General features: G+C 59.9%; 18 protein-coding genes. 11 read left to right on the forward strand and 7 right to left on the reverse strand.

The annotated features are described in order from the left end of the window. From VIL80_RS02815 to VIL80_RS02825, 3 genes are all read right to left on the reverse strand, one after another. Positions 1–746 (reverse strand): iron-containing alcohol dehydrogenase (locus tag VIL80_RS02815; protein ID WP_332034640.1); only part of this gene is annotated, 746 nt, incomplete at its 3' end. A 2-nt stretch (positions 747–748) separates the two neighbouring features. Beyond that, on the reverse strand, positions 749–2,146 hold the full coding sequence (locus VIL80_RS02820) for an aldehyde dehydrogenase family protein (protein ID WP_332034641.1): 1,398 nt from the start codon (positions 2,144–2,146) through the stop codon (positions 749–751). 96 nt (positions 2,147–2,242) lie between these two features. After that, positions 2,243–3,706, reverse strand: a complete 1,464-nt coding sequence (locus tag VIL80_RS02825; RefSeq protein ID WP_332034642.1) for a glutamine synthetase family protein — start codon at positions 3,704–3,706, stop codon at positions 2,243–2,245. 187 nt (positions 3,707–3,893) lie between these two features. On the opposite strand from VIL80_RS02825, the gene ppa reads away from it, so the two are divergent. Continuing rightward, positions 3,894–4,430, forward strand: coding sequence for an inorganic diphosphatase (ppa, locus tag VIL80_RS02830; RefSeq protein ID WP_332034643.1), 537 nt, complete (start codon positions 3,894–3,896; stop codon positions 4,428–4,430). Positions 4,431–4,531: 101 nt separating this feature from the next. After that, complete coding sequence (locus VIL80_RS02835) at positions 4,532–5,143, forward strand: DNA-3-methyladenine glycosylase I (protein ID WP_332034644.1); 612 nt, start codon at positions 4,532–4,534, stop codon at positions 5,141–5,143. A 10-nt stretch (positions 5,144–5,153) separates the two neighbouring features. On the opposite strand, the gene VIL80_RS02840 is transcribed toward VIL80_RS02835, so the two are convergent. The 3 genes from VIL80_RS02840 to VIL80_RS02850 all read right to left on the reverse strand — a co-directional run bounded on the left by VIL80_RS02840 (position 5,154) and on the right by VIL80_RS02850 (position 7,400). Continuing rightward, on the reverse strand, positions 5,154–5,711 hold the full coding sequence (locus VIL80_RS02840; protein ID WP_332034645.1) for a hypothetical protein: 558 nt from the start codon (positions 5,709–5,711) through the stop codon (positions 5,154–5,156). A gap of 73 nt (positions 5,712–5,784) precedes the next feature. Next, complete coding sequence (gene cysE, locus VIL80_RS02845) at positions 5,785–6,543, reverse strand: serine O-acetyltransferase (protein WP_332034646.1); 759 nt, start codon at positions 6,541–6,543, stop codon at positions 5,785–5,787. Between the two features lie 107 nt (positions 6,544–6,650). Beyond that, entirely contained in the window at positions 6,651–7,400 is a 750-nt protein-coding gene (locus VIL80_RS02850; protein ID WP_332034647.1) for a M15 family metallopeptidase, read from the reverse strand. A gap of 389 nt (positions 7,401–7,789) precedes the next feature. On the opposite strand from VIL80_RS02850, the gene VIL80_RS02855 reads away from it, so the two are divergent. The 4 genes from VIL80_RS02855 (at position 7,790) to VIL80_RS02870 (ending at position 10,821) form a co-directional block, all read left to right on the forward strand. After that, the gene (locus VIL80_RS02855; RefSeq protein WP_332034648.1) at positions 7,790–8,074 is read left to right on the forward strand and encodes a TfoX/Sxy family protein; all 285 of its coding nucleotides are present in this window, start codon (positions 7,790–7,792) and stop codon (positions 8,072–8,074) included. A 306-nt stretch (positions 8,075–8,380) separates the two neighbouring features. Further along, positions 8,381–9,268, forward strand: coding sequence for a protease HtpX (htpX, locus tag VIL80_RS02860; protein WP_332034649.1), 888 nt, complete (start codon positions 8,381–8,383; stop codon positions 9,266–9,268). 81 nt (positions 9,269–9,349) lie between these two features. Then, a complete protein-coding gene (locus tag VIL80_RS02865) occupies positions 9,350–10,426 on the forward strand; it encodes a S1C family serine protease (RefSeq protein ID WP_332034650.1) in 1,077 nt (358 codons plus the stop codon). 50 nt (positions 10,427–10,476) lie between these two features. Next, positions 10,477–10,821 carry a Rieske (2Fe-2S) protein gene (locus VIL80_RS02870; protein ID WP_332034651.1) on the forward strand — a complete coding sequence of 115 codons (345 nt, stop codon included), beginning with the start codon at positions 10,477–10,479 and terminating at the stop codon, positions 10,819–10,821. Between the two features lie 7 nt (positions 10,822–10,828). Here VIL80_RS02870 and sfsA read toward each other — a convergent pair whose 3' ends face one another. Next, on the reverse strand, positions 10,829–11,533 hold the full coding sequence (gene sfsA, locus VIL80_RS02875; protein ID WP_332034652.1) for a DNA/RNA nuclease SfsA: 705 nt from the start codon (positions 11,531–11,533) through the stop codon (positions 10,829–10,831). A gap of 291 nt (positions 11,534–11,824) precedes the next feature. Here sfsA and dksA point away from each other — a divergent pair, with 291 nt between their 5' ends. From dksA to VIL80_RS02900, 5 genes are all read left to right on the forward strand, one after another. Continuing rightward, positions 11,825–12,262 carry an RNA polymerase-binding protein DksA gene (gene dksA, locus VIL80_RS02880; RefSeq protein WP_043317502.1) on the forward strand — a complete coding sequence of 146 codons (438 nt, stop codon included), beginning with the start codon at positions 11,825–11,827 and terminating at the stop codon, positions 12,260–12,262. A 70-nt stretch (positions 12,263–12,332) separates the two neighbouring features. Then, positions 12,333–13,226, forward strand: coding sequence for a tRNA glutamyl-Q(34) synthetase GluQRS (gene gluQRS / locus VIL80_RS02885; protein WP_332034653.1), 894 nt, complete (start codon positions 12,333–12,335; stop codon positions 13,224–13,226). Positions 13,227–13,351: 125 nt separating this feature from the next. Continuing rightward, positions 13,352–13,528 carry a hypothetical protein gene (locus VIL80_RS02890; protein WP_166220175.1) on the forward strand — a complete coding sequence of 59 codons (177 nt, stop codon included), beginning with the start codon at positions 13,352–13,354 and terminating at the stop codon, positions 13,526–13,528. Continuing rightward, positions 13,518–16,490, forward strand: a complete 2,973-nt coding sequence (locus VIL80_RS02895) for an ATP-binding protein (protein ID WP_332034654.1) — start codon at positions 13,518–13,520, stop codon at positions 16,488–16,490. The genes VIL80_RS02890 and VIL80_RS02895 overlap by 11 nt, the downstream gene beginning before the upstream one ends. Positions 16,491–16,633: 143 nt before the next feature. Next, the gene (locus VIL80_RS02900) at positions 16,634–18,031 is read left to right on the forward strand and encodes a sigma-54-dependent transcriptional regulator (RefSeq protein ID WP_332034655.1); all 1,398 of its coding nucleotides are present in this window, start codon (positions 16,634–16,636) and stop codon (positions 18,029–18,031) included. The last annotated feature ends 736 nt before the right edge of the window (positions 18,032–18,767 follow it).

An 18,767-nucleotide genomic window follows, 5' to 3' on the forward strand; every position in this document is an offset into this window, starting at 1 on the left:
CGCGCTTCCAGGTCACCCCCATCGGCGACGGCGCGCGGAAGATACACGCTGATCAGGCGCATCGCTTCCAGTGCAATTCCCTCCGCCATAGGGTGGAAGTTTGGAGCACAGAAGGCTTCTAGGTTGTGGGACAGCGCATCCATGCCGGTCGCGGCCGTGATCTGCGCCGGCAATCCCAGGGTGAGAATGGGATCAAGCAATACGATTTCCGGCAGCATCCTCGGGTGAAAAATAATTTTTTTAAGCCTGGCATTTTCATCGGTAATAACGGATGAACGGCCAACCTCGGAGCCAGTACCCGCTGTGGTGGGAATCGCAATCACCGGCATCATGCCGTGAGTGTTTATCTTCAGGTAATTGTCACCGACATCTTCAAATTCCCAGATGGGGTGGGTCTGCCCCACCATGAGTGCAATCGCCTTGCCCGCATCCAGCGCGGACCCGCCGCCCAGTGCAATGACCCCATCGCAACCGTGCGCCCTGAACGCGGCCACACCGGCACTCACATTCGCGCCGGTGGGGTTTCCCTTGATCTCACTGAATACCGCGAGCGGCAACCCGGCCACCAGCGAGTTTTCCACTATCGACTGCACCATCGGCAGCGACACAAGGCCGGGATCGGTCACCAGCATCGGCGTCGCCATGCCCATTTCGCGACACAGTTGCGGCAATTCGGAAATTCGCCCGGCACCCACTCGCATCGCAGTGGGGTAATTCCAGTTGGTGAAAAAGGATTTGTCCGTCATGGTCAGGGCACGAGTTTGAAGTGAAAGGATTTGGGACGGGTGAGATGTTCGAAGCCGACGCCGGATAATGTGCAGCCGCGACCGGAATTCTTCACTCCGGTCCAGGCCAGAGCCGGATCGAGATAATCGCAGCGATTTAAAAAGACCGTACCGGTCTGCAGCCCGTCACCCAGTGACAATGCCGCGTCTTCGTCTGCGGAATAGATCGCCGCGGTGAGGCCATATTCGCTGTCATTCATCAGCGCCAGCGCCTCATTGTCATCCGCTACCGGCATCACCCCCAGCACCGGACCGAAAGACTCCTCGCTCATCACCCGCATATTGTGATTGACGTTGGTCAGCAGCTGCGGCGCCATGTAGGCACTGCCGCGCTGGTCCAGTTCGAATTCGCCGCCGTCGATATGCGCCACCGCGCCCTGCGCCACCGCCTCGTCGATCTGGTCGCGTACAAAGTCGGCCGCTCCGGCACGCACCATGGGTCCAAGCGTGGTAGCGGTATCATCGGGACGACCGAGGCGGTAGTTACGAATCAGTGCCGCCGCCCGCAGCACGAATTCATCGAACAGGGTATGGTGCACATATAAACGCTCGATACCGCAACAGGACTGCCCTGAATTGAAAAAGGCCCCGTCCACCACCGACGCCACTGCGTGCTCCAGGTCCGCGTCCGCGCGCACATAGGCAGGGTCCTTGCCACCGAGTTCCAACCCAACAGAGAGAAAGCGACCGGCCGCCGCACTTTCCATCGCCGCACCACCTGCAACGGAGCCGGTAAAGGCGACATGCTGCACGCTGCCGTTAATCACGATCTGCTCCGCGTCCCGGTGATCCAGGTGCAGGTACTGGAAAACCCCTTGCGGCAGCCCCACCTCCGAAAAGGCTTCCACCAGCCGCTCCGCGCACAGCGGCGTCTGTGCCGAGTGCTTGAGGATCACACTGTTACCGGCCAATAGCGCCGGTGCCACCGCGTTGATTGCGGTGAGGTAGGGATAATTCCACGGCGCAATTACGAACGCGGTACCCAGCGGCTCACGGCGAATAAAGCGCCGGAAGCCGGCCTTTTCCGGCAGCTGAATATCGCCCAGTGGACCGTCGGCGGATTCCGCCAGATCGGCCATATACAGCGCGCGCTCGGCGAGTCCGTCGATCTCCCCTCCGGCATAGGCAACCGGCCTGCCCATCTGCCAGCAGATCTCCAGCGCCAGTTCAGATTTTTTCTGCTGCAAATTTTTCACCGCCGCGCGCACCAGCGCCGCGCGCTCGGCAATCGGAACCTGCTTCCAACTCAATTGCGCGCCCTCCGCACGGCTCAGGGCATTCTGGATTTCGTATGCCGTGGCCAGAGGGCGCTCTGTGTAAACACTGTTGTCGATGGGGGAAATGCACTGAAGTCTTTGCATGACAATGTATAAGTCCTGCCAATAGCTATGCGCACACGGCAGGTGGGGATCGAGAACCTGCCCGGCGGCAACCAGTAATTTCAGATAATTTTTCTATCAGATGATTTCAAAGTAACGCTGCAGCTCCCAGTCGCCGATATGCTTGCGGAACTCGCGCTCCTCCCACTCGCGACTCGCGGCAAAGTGCTCCACAAATGCATCCCCGAACAGATCCCGCGCGGCCTGAGACTGCTTCAAGCGCTGGGCTGCATCCCACAGGGTACGCGGCAGCGCGAGTTCCTGCGGCTGTTCCTGGGCGTAGGCATTACCTTCCACGTTTTTGCCCGGCTCCCAGCCCTGCTCCACACCGTACAGGCCGGAGCCCAGCGCAACCGCCAGCGCCAGGTAGGGGTTGGCATCGGCCGCGCCCAGGCGATATTCCTGACGCTGGGACTTGTCGCTGCCGGGAATGACCCGCAGCGCGGCGGTGCGGTTTTCCACCCCCCAGGTGGCGTGGGTGGGCGCCCAGAAGCCCGGGATCATGCGCCGATAGCTGTTGATGGTGGGCGCGACCATGCACAGCAGTTCCGGCATCAGCCGCTGCTGCCCGGCGAGGAAATGCCGCTGGGTTTCGCTCATGGAATGGGGCTGGCCCTCGGCAAAAAATGCCGAGCTGTTGTCCTTTTTGTTACGCAGTGACAGGTGGATATGCCCACTCTGGCCGGGATAGTCGTTGGACCACTTGGCCATAAAGGTCGCCATCAACCCCCGGCGCTCCGCCAGTACCTTCATAAAAGTTTTGAACAGCGCCGCCTTGTCCGCCGCTGCGCCGACGTCATCCACGGCGATGGCCGCCTCCAGTACCCCGGGGCCGGTTTCGGTGTGTAGCCCCTCGATGGGGAAATCCATCCGTTCCGCCAGCTCCAGGATCTCGTGGTACAGGTCCGCGTGTACCGAATTGCGGATCATCGAGTAGCCGAACCAGCCGGGGGTGAACGGCTTCAGGTTGCGGTAACCCTTGGCGCGGGCGGAATCCGGGGTTTCGTCGAACACAAAGAACTCGTATTCCAGCGCCCCGAAGGGGGCGAACCCCGCCTGCTCGCAGCGCTGGATCACCCGCCTCAGCAGCGCCCGCGGGCACACTGCTTCCGACGCGCCATCGAACTCCGCCAGGAACAGCAGCATGCCCTCTTCAAACGGCACATCGCGGCAGGTGTGGGGCAGAATGCGCACCGGCGCATCCGGATAACCGGTATGCCAGCCGGTATAGCGGGTGTTGTCGTACTGCTGATCCTGAACGTCCCATCCCAGCACCACATCACAGAAGGCGAATCCCTTGTCGAGAGAGGCAAAGAATTTCTCGCGGCTCATGTACTTGCCGCGCATCACCCCATCGTTATCAAACAGCCCCACCTTCACATGACTGAGGCCGCGAGCCTCTACGATCTGCTTCGCCTGCTCCACCGTGCGCACCTCACGCGGGCTGAGAGGCGCAGTGGCTGTGGCAACCGCGGCACTGGAGAGAGGGGATGGGGTGACAGATACCGGTGACGCCGGCGGCAGTTCGGTGGACTCGTCCATGAGGGGCTCCATTATTGTGACCGGACCGTCGCCTGCAGGCGGCGGGCGGAATCCTGCCTACAGCATAGTCAATCCGCCAAAAAATGCCGGATTCAGCCTCCTCTGGCTGGCGGCTATGTTAGCGTCCGCTCAGGGTATATAATCCGCGCTCCGAATTTTTCGATCATCCACTACTTCAGGAACTGTCATGAGCTTCGAGAAGGTTTCCCCGGGCAAAGACCTGCCCAACGATATCAACGTCATCATCGAGATCCCGGCCAACCACGCGCCGATCAAGTATGAGATCGACAAGGACGCAGACGCGGTATTCGTAGACCGTTTCGTAGCTACCCCAATGTTCTACCCGGCCAACTACGGCTACGTGCCTCAGACCCTGTCTGAAGACGGTGACCCCCTGGACGTGCTGGTTGTGGCTCCGTACCCGGTAATGGTCGGTTCCGTGATCCGCTCCCGCGTGATCGGCGTGCTGAACATGACCGACGAATCCGGTGTAGACGCCAAACTGCTGGCGGTACCGCACACCAAGCTGACCAAACTGTACGACCACGTACAGGAAATCGGCGACCTGCCGGAACTGCTGATCAAGCAGATCGAGCACTACTTCGAGAACTACAAAAAACTCGAAGCCGACAAGTGGGTGAAAGTAGACGGCTGGGCCGACGCCGAAGCCGCGCGCGCAGAAGTCATGGCTTCGCGCGAGCGCTACCTGAAAGAAGAGGGCTGATCGCCCCCCTTCACGAAAGAGCCGGCCCTGTGCCGGCTTTTTTGTGCCTTCAGATTCGCCTCTCCCTCTTCGATAACACTTTTTCACAGGAAACAGAGGATATGCCGAGCACGGAAAAAGGGCCGGACGGAAAGCCGCGGTGCAGTTGGTGCCTGGCGACCGCAGAGTACATCGCCTATCACGATAACGAATGGGGGTTCCCGGTCGGCGACGACCAGCGCCTGTTTGAGAAACTCTGCCTGGAGGGATTTCAGTCGGGGCTGAGCTGGCGCACCATCCTCAGCAAGCGGGAAAATTTCCGCAAAGCATTCCGAAATTTTGATTTCAACAAGGTGGCGAAATTTGGCGAGGCCGATGTAGGACGGCTGCTGCAGGATGAAGGCATTGTCCGCCACCGGGGCAAGATTGAAGCGGTGATCAACAACGCCCGCTGCGCCCGCGACATGGTCGCGCAGGAGGGTTCACTGGCGGCCTATTTCTGGCGCTTTGAACCCGGGGAGAGCGAGTTGGATGCACCGCAAACCCGCTCCACCTCGGACATCTCCACCGCAATTTCCAAAGACCTGAAAAAGCGCGGCTGGAAATTTGTCGGCCCCACCACCGTATATGCGTTTATGCAGGCCATGGGGCTGATCAACGATCACCTGGAAGACTGCCAGGCCCGCGGGGAAGTGGCGCGGGCAAGAAAACGTTTCAGCAGCCCCGCCAGATAAACCTCACCGGTCAATCGGCGATCTTGAAGGTCGCCGCGGTGTTGAGCTTCCAGTCCGGTACCTGCACCGGCTGCGGAACGGGGCGACTAAGCTCCGACGCGTCCACCAGATTGCCACCGCTGGGCGCCAGGCTCAGGTGGCTGGTCGATACCTGCGCCTGCTCTTCCTTTTTCCGCTCGTGCTCTTTCAGCAGGTAGCCCTGCATCGGCGCCAGTGAGAGTCCTGCCTCGGCCGCGGGCTGCGGGGCTGCAGGTACCGACGCTTCAGTTTCAGGTTTCAGCACGGATTCTGGGCTGGGCTCAGGTGCGGGCCGCGCGACCGCCGCCACCGGCTCCACTTCGGACTTGAGCGAGGATTGCGCCCCCAGCTTTGCCAGCGTGGCCTGCAAATGCTCCGCCTGTGCCAGCGGCAGCCCCTTCTTGATCGCCAGCGGGCGACCACAGAACAGCTTTTCCACACCCTCCGGAGCGATTTTGAACAGGCGGGCAAAGTTCGCTTTGACGTCGGCGACGGTGTATCCCGGCTGCAGGTCGCCGCGAAAAATCACGCTGTAAGTGGATTCAGACATGCAAGAGTCTCGTTCGATAGTGTTGCCGTTGTGCCGGCTTGTCATTTTTTTGCTGCGATCTATTCAATCGGATTCATTCGTCGGAATCCAGTGTCTGGTCCATGGTAAACGCGGGCTCTTCCGCACTTTTTGCCGCGACAATACGCGCCGGGACCCCGGCAACGGTGGCATGCGCGGGTACATCCCGCAGCACCAGGCTGCCGGCGGCAATTTTTACGCCCTCGCCGATATTGACCGGTCCCAGTACCTTGGCCCCGGCGCCGATCATCACACCGCGGCCGATTTTCGGGTGGCGGTCGCCGCCACCGCAGCCGCTGCCACCCAGGGTGACCGAGTGCAGGATGGAGACATCATCCCCCACCACGCTGGTCTCCCCCACCACCAGGCCAGTGGCGTGGTCGATCATGATACCGCAGCCAAAGGTGGCCGCCGGATGGATATCCACAGCAAACTGCTCCGACACTCTGCTCTGGAAATACAGCGCCAGCGTGTGGCGGCCCTTTTTCCACAACCAATGGGCGATGCGGTGAGACTGCAGTGCGTGGAAGCCCTTGAAGTAGAGAAACGGTGTCAGGTACTGGTCACAGGCGGGATCGCGATCAAACCAGGCGCAGATGTCCGCCTGCATACAGTGGGAAATTTGCGGATCGTCCGCCAATGCTGCAGCGATAACTTCCTGCAACGCGGTGGCGGTGAGGGCTGCGTGATCCAGTACCGATGCCAGCTGGTACGCCAACGCACGATCCAGGCTGCGATGACGCAAAACCGTGTTGTGGAAATAACTGGCCAGCACCGGCTCCCCGGTAGCGGCCGCCGCCGCTTCCGCGCGCATGGTGGACCAGATTTCGCGATGTTTCAGCTCACTCTCGTTGATGGCATCCGCTCCCGTATCTAACTTTGGTTCCCGATTCTACCCGCGGTGCGGCAGCAAAAGCTGCCTTACAGACGATGGATATTCTTGGGGTAGGCCTCTTCCGGCACAGTAATAAAACGCGCAAAAATTGCTTCCATGTTTTCGCAGATGGTATCTGAAAGTATCACACCTGCGCCTTCCCCATCGCCATTCACATCCAGCTGGCACAACTGCAGTTGCTCACACAAAAGATCGCCGGTGAGCAGTTGCTGAAACTCTTTCGCCCGCGGTGCATAACTCAAATGCCAGCGCTCCGGCGCGACACCGCCGCGATCTTCCGCATAGGGGCGAAACAACCCGTAGCTTTTGCCTTCGGCGATGCGCTGATCAAGCCAACAGTGGAACGGGCCGAATACGCCCTCGTCCGCGACCTCTTCCGGTGTCAGTTGTACCCGGTAATCGTCTGCGACCGCGGCGGCATCGATCACATCGAAATCCGTGCCCCAGTGATGACGCGAAGCGCCGGGCAGCGCAGACCAGCGCAAAATAGCGAATACAATTTCCACGGGTGACAGACACGCCACGTCGAGTTCCCTGCATTCGCTGTCTAACAGTGGCCGCCGGCCACAGGCTTTGCCATTCCAGATGGTGCGCTGACGCTCAAAACTGCGGAACCCGGACACCACTTTCGGATCGAAACCTGCCCCGCGGGCGTCGCGGCGCAACTGGTCAAAGGCGGTGAGCGCCTCCGGGTGCATCAACTGCCCGGAAACCGGTTCGAGAATAACGTGCGCGTCGCTGAGCCCGAACAGCATGTCGCGCAGGAGTCGGTGCATGGTCGAAACACCTCCGGAAAACACCCTTGGAAAAACCTCGCAGCAAAACGCCAAAAACAAGACTAGGCTTTTCTGCATATGTGACTAAATAGCACAGATGTGCCAACTGAACACCGCGTGCCACCCGGGCACTGTAACGCAATCGGCGCCCAAGTATCACCGCCGCGCACAAACCGCACCTTGCCGTAGCGCCAATTTTCCCGCAAGCGATCAAGGTTTGGCCTTTTATTTTTTTGTGATATGTTGCACGACTGTTGTGTTTTGGCTCGGGAAAGGGCCGAAAGGGAAAACTTCAGAGCGTGTCCGCCGGCAATTTGGCGGGGCGCATGGAAACGGGATGTGGCGGCCGCCGGCAGCCAGAGAGTCTCAACTTTTCAGGGAAGAAATTTATGCACCCAAGTCAATCAGAGTTGTTAAAACTGAAAAACCTGGGACTCGCCTCTGTCAATATCCTCCACTCCATTGGCATACGCACCCTGGAAGATCTGCACCGGGTTGGCCCGGTGGAAGCTTTTGCAAGTATTCGCCGCCGCGGTATCAACGCTTCACGGGTTTTACTCTACGCACTGCAAGGTGCACTAATGGATGTGCACTGGAATGACCTCGATCCTGACCTCAAGGCCAATCTGGTGAGCGAAGCGGAACAATTGCTCGCGCGAAAAGACAGCGCCTGACCCAGCCGGCCTTTCAACCAACTTACAGGTTCCCACAGTTTTTTATCCTTTGCCGTACGGCCTGAAATCAGTTTCCGTTTGTGCACTGCGGTATGCATAAAAACTTCATCGTTTCGCCGAAATCCCCACCGACAAACCCTTGTAAAAGGGCCATCCCGACCCTATTAAACCCCGGAACACAAACGCTCTGGTCACAAGAAAACCCACGCTGCCCATGAGCCAGAATTCTGACCAATCCGTATTGGTCATGCAGATTAAAATGATTCTGCTTTTCTTTTCTACAACATCCTTTTCTGGAGAAGGTTGATGCTGCGAATAGGGCTTTTTCTACTGACGAACCTGGCGGTAATGCTACTCGTCGGTATTATTTTCAACTTGCTGGGGATTCAGGGCATTCTCGACGCCAACGGCGTTGGCCTGAACCTTCCGGGCCTGCTGGTGATGTGTGCGGTTTTCGGTATCGGCGGTTCGCTGATATCCCTACTGATGTCCAAAACCCTCGCGCGCATGTCCACCCGCACTCATATCATCCAGCAACCGCAGACTGCGGATGAACGCTGGCTGGTAGATACCGTGCGCGAGCTGTCGCAGAAAGCCGGCATCGGCATGCCCGATGTGGGCATTTTCCCAATGCCCCAGGCCAACGCGTTTGCCACAGGCTGGAACCGCAACAGCGCACTGGTCGCAGTGAGCGAAGGGCTTCTGCAGCGCTTCAGTCGCGATGAGGCCCGCGCGGTAATCGGTCACGAGATCGGCCACGTGGCCAATGGCGATATGGTGACCCTGGCGCTGATCCAGGGCGTGGTAAACACCTTCGTGATGTTCTTCGCCCGCCTGGTTGGCTTCTTTGTCGACCGCGTATTGCTGCGCAATGAACAGGGCCTGGGAATCGGCTACTACATCACCTCCATCATCATGGACATGGTGTTCGGCGTATTCGCGATGTTCATCGTCGCCTGGTTCAGCCGCCGCCGCGAATACCGCGCGGATGCCGCAGGCGCACATCTCGCCAGTACCGGCGCGATGATCGCGGCGCTCGCGCGCATCAAATCGGAATCGGAAGCCGGCCGTGAACAGCCGCTACCCGCCAACATGAAAGCCTTTGGCATTTACGGCAACAGCATGGCGGCGCTGCTCGCCAGCCACCCGCCCCTTGAGGATCGGATTCTGGCGCTGCAAAATTCTGGCCGTTAACTCTTATTTGCCCACAGCCGGCTGCAAGCGCGCAGCCGGCTGTAGCGAACGATAAATCCGGATCAGAAATCGGGCATCGCCATGTTACTGACGTCAAATTCCCGCAAACTCCCCGCCTGCTTCGCCACCACCCTGCTCCTGCTGCTCACTCCGCTAGCGCTGGCGCAGTCAGAATCCCGTGTTCCCCAGTTCGCCACCGACGATGAAGTGAATACCATGCAGGTATTCAATTTCGCCAGCCCGTCCGTGGTGTATGTGACCAACGAAACCCTGGTGCGCGATCGCTGGAGCCTCAAGCTGCACAGCGTGCCTAAGGGCGCCGGCAGCGGCTTTATCTGGGACGATCAGGGACATGTGGTGACCAACTTCCACGTGATCGAAGGCGCGCGCAAAGTCACCATCACCCTGCAGGACCGCAGCGAATGGTCGGCGGAGCTGGTGGGGTCCGCGCCGGAAAAAGATCTGGCGGTGGTCAAGATCAGCGCCCCGCGCGAATTGCTGAAGCCCCTGGTACCCGGCAGTTCCGCCGGGCTCGCGGTGGGTCGCAAGGTACTCGCCATCGGCAATCCCTTCGGTCTCGACACCACCCTCACCACCGGCGTGGTGAGCGCCTTGGGCCGGGAGATTGACGCCACCGGCAACCGCACCATCCGCAATGTGATCCAGACCGATGCCGCCATCAACCCGGGCAACTCCGGTGGCCCCCTGCTCGACAGCAGCGGCCGCCTGATCGGGGTCAATACCGCGATCTACAGCCCCAGCGGCGCGAGCGTGGGCATCGGCTTTGCCATCCCGGTGGATACGGTGAAAAAGATCGTGCCGGAACTGATCGCCCACGGCCGCCTGGTGCGCCCGATTCTGGGCATCGAATCGGCGCCGGACCAGTGGGCGAGCCAGTATGACTTCAAGGGCGTCGCGGTACTGCGCACCGCCCCGGGCATGCCCGCAGACAAGGCGGGCCTGCGCGGTGTCTACCGCGGTGAGCGCGGCGGCTGGCAGCTCGGGGACGTGATTGTGGGTATCGACGGCCACCCCATCGGCAACTACGACGACATGATGAACGTGCTGGAAAATCACCGCCCCGGCGACCGGGTGCAGGTGGATTACCTGCGCGACGGCGAGGCGCTACAGACCTCGCTGGTGCTCGCCGCGCCCTGATTCGCTACACTCGCCGGCCCACACCAAGACAGAATGCGAAAAGACTGACCATGCAAAAACACTTTCTCTGCCGCTACGAAGACCTCAACGAAGGCGATTCCAAAGGCTTCTCCCTCGGCGACAACAGTGCCGGCATGGACAATGTGTTTGCGGTAAAAAAAGACGGCGAAGTGTTCGCCTACAAGAACATCTGCCCGCACCGGGGGATCAATCTGGAGTGGCAACCGGACCAGTTCCTGGACTCGGAAAAGGCCCTGATCCAGTGCGCCACCCACGGCGCCCTGTTCGAGATAAGCACCGGTGAATGCATCGCCGGTCCCTGTGCCGGGGACGCGCTGACACCGGTACCGGTGGAATACGCCCAGGACGGGCTTTACGTTCTGCTGGCTGACTGAGCCGCGTCTATTCAGGCAAGAACGGCAGGCGCTCGCTGAGGCGGATCTCTGCCGCCGACAGCGCCGCGCGATAGGCAATCACCTCCACTCCGGCGTTGACCGCCTGCGCCAGCGCCGCAGCGTAGGTCGGGTCGATTTCCGCGGCCGCCTCCACGGTCTCGATGCCTGTGTGCTGCACACAGTAAAACAGCACCGCGCGCACGCCGGACTCCGCCAGTTTCTGCAATTCCCGCAGGTGTTTGGCACCGCGGGCACTCACCGCATCCGGAAACATTCCCCGTGCGCCCTCTGCCAGAGTGACGTTTTTCACCTCCACATAGCAGTCGCCATCCTCGCCGCTCAACAACAGATCGATGCGGCTGTTTTCCTCCCCGTATTTCACCTCCCGGCGCAGCCGGTCGTAGCCCTGCAGTTCACGGATTACGCCATCGCGTATCGCCTCCTCCACCAGTGCATTGGCGCGGCCGGTATTCACCCCGGCGAGTGCGCCCTCAGGGGTGGTGGTGATTTCCAGGGTGTGGCGGTATTTACGCTTCGGGTTGCCGGAATCGGAAAACCAGCAGGGTGTATTTTCCCCCCAGCAGTTTTTCATCGAACCGGTATTCGGGCAGTGAATGGTTATAATTTCACCAGAGGGAAGCTGAACATCGGCGAGAAAGCGCTTGTAGCGGCGCAGCAGCAGGCCCTCGTCCAGGACGGGATCAAATTTCACAAAGCATCCTACAGAAAGTCAGTTTTGACCGATGAATTCGGCGCACTGTCGAAAAATCGAGCGCCAGAATACACCATCCGGGTCCTAACTGGCCGGAGGATCGTCCTCAGAGATTCCCCCGGACAACATTTTGTGGCGCAGCCCACGGAGATTTGATAGTTTCCTCGCCTTGGTCGCCGCGGTGGCCTGAGGATACAGCCTGTGGTCGCTTAGGCTTTGTGCCTGCAAGGCTTGATTTTGGATGTAGTGCCCCTATTAAACAGGGCCCGTATTACGAGAGAGGCAATGACTATGCCCAATACTGCTGCGAAATCCGATTCTCTGCACGGCTTCGAGCCCTATCAGGAACAGAAGGGCGAGGAGTACATGAATGAGAAGCAGCAGGAGCATTTCCGCAAACTGCTGCTGGCCTGGAAGGCCGAACTCATGGCAGAAGTGGATCGCACCGTAACGCACATGAAGGACGAAGCTGCTAACTTCCCGGATCCGGCGGACCGCGCCAGCCAGGAAGAAGAATTCAGCCTGGAACTGCGCACCCGCGATCGCGAGCGCAAGCTGATCAAAAAGATCGATTCCACTATCGAACTCATCGACCAGGACGACTACGGCTTCTGTGAAGCCTGCGGCGTCGAAATCGGCATCCGCCGCCTGGAAGCACGCCCCACCGCAACCCTGTGCGTGGACTGCAAAACCCTGGCGGAAATCAAAGAGAAGCAGATCTCCGGCTGATCGAGTGCTTTCCGGGTAGCTCACATTACCGAGCCGCCCGGAATCTCCCCCTCCACTGACAACGGCTCCCGTGTCTTCACCGACCAAATCATCCGAACGCTATATAGGTCGTTTTGCGCCATCGCCTACCGGCCCCCTGCACTTCGGCTCGCTGGTATGCGCCGTCGGCAGCTATCTGGATGCCGTCGCCCACGGCGGACACTGGCTGGTGCGGATGGAAGATCTGGACCCACCACGGGAAATGCCCGGCGCCGCCGAGCGGATTCTGCACGCGCTGGAAGCCCATGAGCTTCACAGCCAGCGCCCAATCGAGTGGCAGAGCCGACGCCATCACCTCTACCTGAACGCGCTGGAACAGTTGCGGGAAAAAAGCCTGACCTACCCCTGTGGTTGTACCCGCGACCAGATTCGCCGCTCCGGCGGACACCGCCGCGCCGACTGCCTCCGCAACCCACCCAATGACGCCACGCCCAGTGCGCTGCGCTTTCGCAGCGAAGGCGAGGAGGAACATTTCCTCGATCTCTGGCACGGTGCGCAAACCCAGCGCACCGCGGAAGACCCGATCCTGAAGCGCAAGGATGGTCTTTACGCCTACCAGCTGGCGGTGGTGGTGGATGACATCGAACAGGGCGTGAATTGTGTGGTGCGCGGCGCAGATCTCCTGGACTGTACCGGAGTACAGCGCCAATTATTCCGTGCGCTCGGTGCCGAACCTCCCATCTTCGGCCATCTGCCGCTGGTGATGAACGAAACCGGGCAGAAGCTCAGCAAGCAGAATCACGCCGAGGCGCTGGACGATTCCCGTGCCACTGGCAACCTGATTCAGGCTCTGTGCTTTCTCGGCTTCCACCCTCCGGCAGAATTGTCGCTGGAGCAGCCGCGCCACCTGCTCGCCTGGGCCGCCGCCCGCTGGCAGCGGCATCAGGTGGATCGCCGCAACCGGTTGCTGGAGCAGAAGCTCTAAGCACCCGCAAAACACTGCGGCAGAATCCCGCCGCGAGAGTTGAACTGTGCCCCGGCGGCGCATTAACATTTTGCGCCATATTTTCCTGAAGCTGCCTCACCGCAGGACGCCCCGACAGGTCTTTGATGAGCAACCGTACCCTGTTAATCCTGCTGGTACTGGTGGGCTACGTTTTTAGCCCCACCGTATTCACCTGGATGATCAATCCCACCGGCGCCTGGTATCGCCCCTTCATTCTGTGGTTTGTGTTGATCCTGCTGGCGATCTTCATTCAGCGGAGGCGCCGCCCGGATGACCTTTGATATCGTCAATATCGCGCTGATCGGCGTCGCCTACATCTTTGCGCTGTTTTTTGTCGCTTTCGCCACGTCCAAGGGCTGGCTGCCGAGCAACTGGGTACGGCACCCGTTTTTCTATGTGCTGTCACTGGGTGTTTCCCTCAGCGCTTGGACCTACTACGGCATCATCGACCTGGCCTGGCAGCATGGCTACGGCGTGCTCGCCTACTATCTCGGTACCGGCGCCATGTTCCTGTTCGCGCCGGTGGCCCTGGAACCCCTGGCGCGTCTGGCACAGCGCTACCAGCTCACCTCGCCGGCGGACCTGTTGGTATTCCGCTACCACAGCCGCGAAGCGGGCACCCTCGCCACCCTGTTCATGCTGCTGGGGCTGCTGCCGCTGATTGCACTGCAGATTCAGGCGGTGGCCGAGACCCTGGCGCTGTTGTCGCGGGACAATGTGGCGGCACTGGCACTGCCGGATACCGGGGTAACCGGCAAAAATCTGATCGCGTTCTTTTACTGTGTGCTGCTGGCGCTGTTTACTAGTACCTACGGTGCGTCGCGCAAGCGCCAGGCGGGCCTCGCCAGCGCCATGGCACTGGAATCCCTGGTCAAACTGCTGGCATTGCTGGCGGTAGGACTTTACGCGGTGTACGGCGTGTTCGGCGGCCTGGGCGGGCTCGACAAATGGCTGGCGCAAAACAGCGATATGCAACAGCTGCTGTATTCACCGATCAAGCAGGGGTCTTCGCACACCCTGCTGCTGGTGTTTATCGCCACCGCCGTGGCCATGCCACACATTTTCTATCTCAGCGTTGCCGAGCGCCCTGCCTCCATGAGCCTGCGCACCGCGAGCTGGGGTTTCCCGCTATTCCTGCTGCTGATGGCGCTACCAATCTTCCCCATCATGTGGGCGGGCTTCGCGCTGGATGTGGCGGAGCCGGTGCAGTACTTCACACTCGCGGTACCCCGCGCCAGCGGCTCGGCACTGCTGACGATCATGGCATTTATCGGCGGCCTCTCCGCCGCCACCGGTGCACTGATCATGATCACCCTGGCACTGTCCACCATGGTGATGAACCACTGGTTGCTGCCCGGCACCCGCTGGCAGTCAGACGACAATATGTACCGCCAGCTGCTGTGGCTGCGCCGCGCCCTGGTGGCAGCACTGTTTCTGGCCGGGTTCGGGTTTTACCTGCTGCTGAATAACCGCCTGTCGCTGTCGGACCTGGCACTGATCGCGTTTATCGCCTCACTGCAGTTCCTGCCGGGGATCTTCGCGGTCATCCACTGGCCACAGGGCAATCGCCGCGGCTTTATCGGCGGCCTGCTCGCCGGCATGCTGATCTGGGCCGCCGGCCTGCTGTTCCCCGCCATGGTGGGCAACAGTGGCATCGCCATCGGCGACTACCGAATTCCGCTGGGCATGGAGATCTGGCCGCAGATCACTACCCTGTCGCTGTCGATGAACGTGCTACTGTTTGTCGGCCTGTCCCTGTTCACCCCCACCTCGAGCCTTGAGCGCTACGCCGCCGACCTGTGCAGCGATGACTCCATCAGTCAGGCCCTGCGCCTGGAGCTGGACGTGCAATCCGTGGCGGATTTTCGCCAGCGCCTGTCGGAAAGCCTCGGTGCCGCCACCGCCAGCCAGGAGGTGAGCCGCGCCCTGCGCCAGCTGAACCTGGGGGAAAATGAGCGTCGCCCCTACGCACTTCGCCAGCTGCGCGACAAGCTCGAAGCCAACCTCTCCGGCCTGCTGGGGCGGGTACTCGCCGGCCAGATCGTCGATCGCCACCTGCCATTTGTGACCAGCGACCAGCCCGCCAACAAGGACATCCACCTGATCGAGACCCGTCTCAGTCGCTACAAGAACCAGCTTACCGGTCTCGCCGCAGAACTGAACAACCTGCGCCTCTACCACCGCCAGATGCTGGAAGAACTGCCCATGGCTGCCTGCTCCCTGGGGCGCGACGGCGAGATTCTGCTGTGGAACTACGCCATGGCGGACGTGACCGGCATTGGCGCCAGCGAGGTCATCGGCTCCAAGCTCGAATATCTTCCCGAGCCCTGGCGCGTGCTGCTGACGGAATTCGCGCAGTCGGAAGACGCCAGCCGCTTCAAGCAACAGATAGAAATGGACGGCAACAGCCACTGGCTGAACCTGCACAAGACCCGTCTGAAACAGAAGAAATACGGCCGCGACAGCAACCGCGGCAAGGACAGCCGCGGCGACGGCCAGATGCTGCTGGTGGAAGACATTACCGAAACCCAGGTACTGGAGCAGGAACTGATGCACAGCGAGCGCCTGGCCTCGGTGGGCCGCCTCGCCGCCGGGGTCGCACACGAAGTCGGCAACCCGGTAACCGGCATCGCCTGCCTGGCGCAGAACCTGCAATTCGAATCCGACAATCCGGAAGTGCTGGAAACCGCCGACCAGATACTCAGCCAGACCCAGCGCATCAGCCGTATCGTGCACTCGCTGGTGAGCTTTTCCCACAGCGGCACCCACGATCACGAGAAGGCGCCGGTTGACCTGCGCGCCTGCGTGGAGGAAGCGATACAGCTGCTGTCGCTGCAACGGGACAAAACCCAGGTCACCTTTGCCAACAGCGTGCCCGCGGATCTGGTGGCACTGGGCGACAACCAGCGCCTGATCCAGGTGTTCATCAACCTGTTGAGCAACGCCCGCGATGCCAGCCCCGACGACGGGCATATCGAGGTAGAGGGCTATGTGCGCGCGGGACTCGCCTGCGTGGCGGTCACCGACAACGGCCCCGGTATCTCACCGGCACACCGCGATCGGATTCTCGAGCCGTTCTTTACCACCAAGGAGCCCGGGGAAGGCACCGGTCTCGGTCTCGCCATGGTGTACAGCATCGTGGAGGAGCACGGCGGACAGCTGGAGCTGGTGAGTCCGGCCCACCCGGAAACCGGGCGCGGGGCGCGATTTATTGTGCAGCTACCCTTGGAAAGCCAAAATTAACGTACGGACGCCCAATAATTTGTTACCGGCGTATAGCACCAAATCGAATAAATATTGAACAAATAGTGTGATCTGGGTTGCATAGAAACGCCCGACAGGTAAAACTTAGCCCCCTCTGAACATTTTGTAACCAGGCGTAACATATGAGCCACATCCTGATCGTAGAAGATGAAGCCATTATCCGCACGGCCCTGCGCAAGCTGCTGGAGAGGCACCGCTACAAGATCAGTGAGGCCGGCTCGGTACGTGAAGCGACCACAAAATACCGCCTCACGGACATGGACCTCATCATTTCCGACCTGCGCCTCCCCGGCGCTCCCGGCACCGACCTGCTGAAGCTGGCGGGCGATGTGCCGGTGCTGATCATGACCAGTTACGCCAGTCTGCGGTCAGCAGTGGACTCCATGCGCATGGGGGCCGCCGACTACATCGCCAAGCCGTTCGATCACGACGAGATGCTCGCCACCGTGCGCCGGGTCATCGGCAAGGCGGAGCAGAACCGCGCCGCGGTCGCCGCCGCCGACAGCAAGCCCACAGGCCGCGCGATTTCCGGCATGATCGGCGACAGCCCGGTGATGCGCGATCTCTATGCCCGTATTCACAAAGTGGCCCCTACCGATGCCACAGTGCTGGTACACGGTGAAACCGGCACCGGTAAGGAGCTGGTGGCGCGCGCGATTCACGAGGAGAGCAAGCGCAATGGCAAACCGCTGATATCGGTGAACTGCGCCGCTATTCCAGAGACCCTGATCGAGGCGGAACTTTTTGGTCACGAAAAAGGTGCCTTCACCGGCGCCCAGACGGCCCGCGAGGGTCTGGTGGCCGCGGCCGACGGCGGCACTCTGTTCCTCGATGAGATCGGTGAACTGCCGCTGGAAGCCCAGGCCCGCCTGCTGCGGGTGCTGCAGGAGGGCGAGGTCCGCCCCATCGGCGCCATTGAATCCCGCAAGGTAAACGTGCGCCTGGTGGCGGCAACTCACCGCAATCTGCGCCAGCTGGCGGCGGAGCGCCGCTTCCGCGAAGACCTTTATTACCGGATCAATGTGGTTCAGTTGACCCTGCCACCACTGCGGGAGCGGGGTAAGGATGTGCTGACCATCGCCGAGAACCTCATCGAAAAGTTCTGCGCCAAGATCAACCGCCCCGTACTCAAGCTTTCGCCGGAGGCGATCCAGGCGGTAACGACCTACACCTGGCCAGGTAACGTGCGCGAGCTGGAGAATGCGATCCAGCGCGCGGTGATCCTTACCGAGGACACCAGCGAGATTGACTACGAGACGCTGGATATCGATCTGGATCTGGTTCCGATCGATGAAGCGGACCCTGAGCGCCGCCCGCGCAGCAGCCTGCATTCGGACCCGCGGGAAGATCTGTCACTGGAGGACTACTTCGCCCGTTTCGTTCTGGAACACCAGGACACCATGAGTGAAACCGATCTGGCGAAGAAACTGGGTGTGAGCCGCAAATGCCTGTGGGAGCGCCGCCAGAAACTCGGCATCCCGCGCAAGAAATCCAAGCGTACGGCGGAAGAAGAGGCCTGAGGCCATCCGCGTTACCTCAATTCTTTAGGACACCGCCCTTCAGTGGCGGTGTCGCTCCTTAGGGCGGCCTTGCGAGACTCTGGCTCGGCACCCTCCAGTATCGCCACCCTGGCCCGCAGACCGCCCGCAGCATCGCCTCCTTCGCCTGCGAGCCCTCTTCCGCTTTAAATTTTCTATAAATATCAACAGGTTACGCAAAAAGCGTTTTGCGAGCGCAAGTGTGCGCACGATTCACATCCGGGGAAAAATTGGTAACAAGTGAAAGTGTTACCACCTCTCACAGACGAGTAACAGTTGCCGTACCTTGCGTAACGGAAAACTGTGTTCCCAAGGCAGAAAAAAGTTCCTTAAATTTTCAAGTTATTGATTTATAAGGACTTTTTAAAGTTGGCACGCTATCTGCTTTGTATAGGTCAAACAACAATAACAGCCAAGAATAAAAATAAATGACTGTTTAAGCCCTAATAACAACTGACAATAAGCGGGCGCCACTACAAAAATAATAAAAACGGGCAGGTCGATAATAAAAGCCAAAGTGATCGATGACCGGAGCAAAAACGAGCAATAACAACAATAAGGCTCAGTACAACAATAAAAATAAACAAAAAGTAATAAGAACTAAAAATAACAATAAACAATAAGAATAAAGAGAAATAACAAAAACAATAACTTGTAGAAGACAACAAAAATAACGACAAGCACGTGACAAACTGACTGATTGTGCCTGGGAGAGGGT

The organism is Microbulbifer sp., from assembly GCF_036563125.1.
Lineage (GTDB): Bacteria > Pseudomonadota > Gammaproteobacteria > Pseudomonadales > Cellvibrionaceae > Microbulbifer.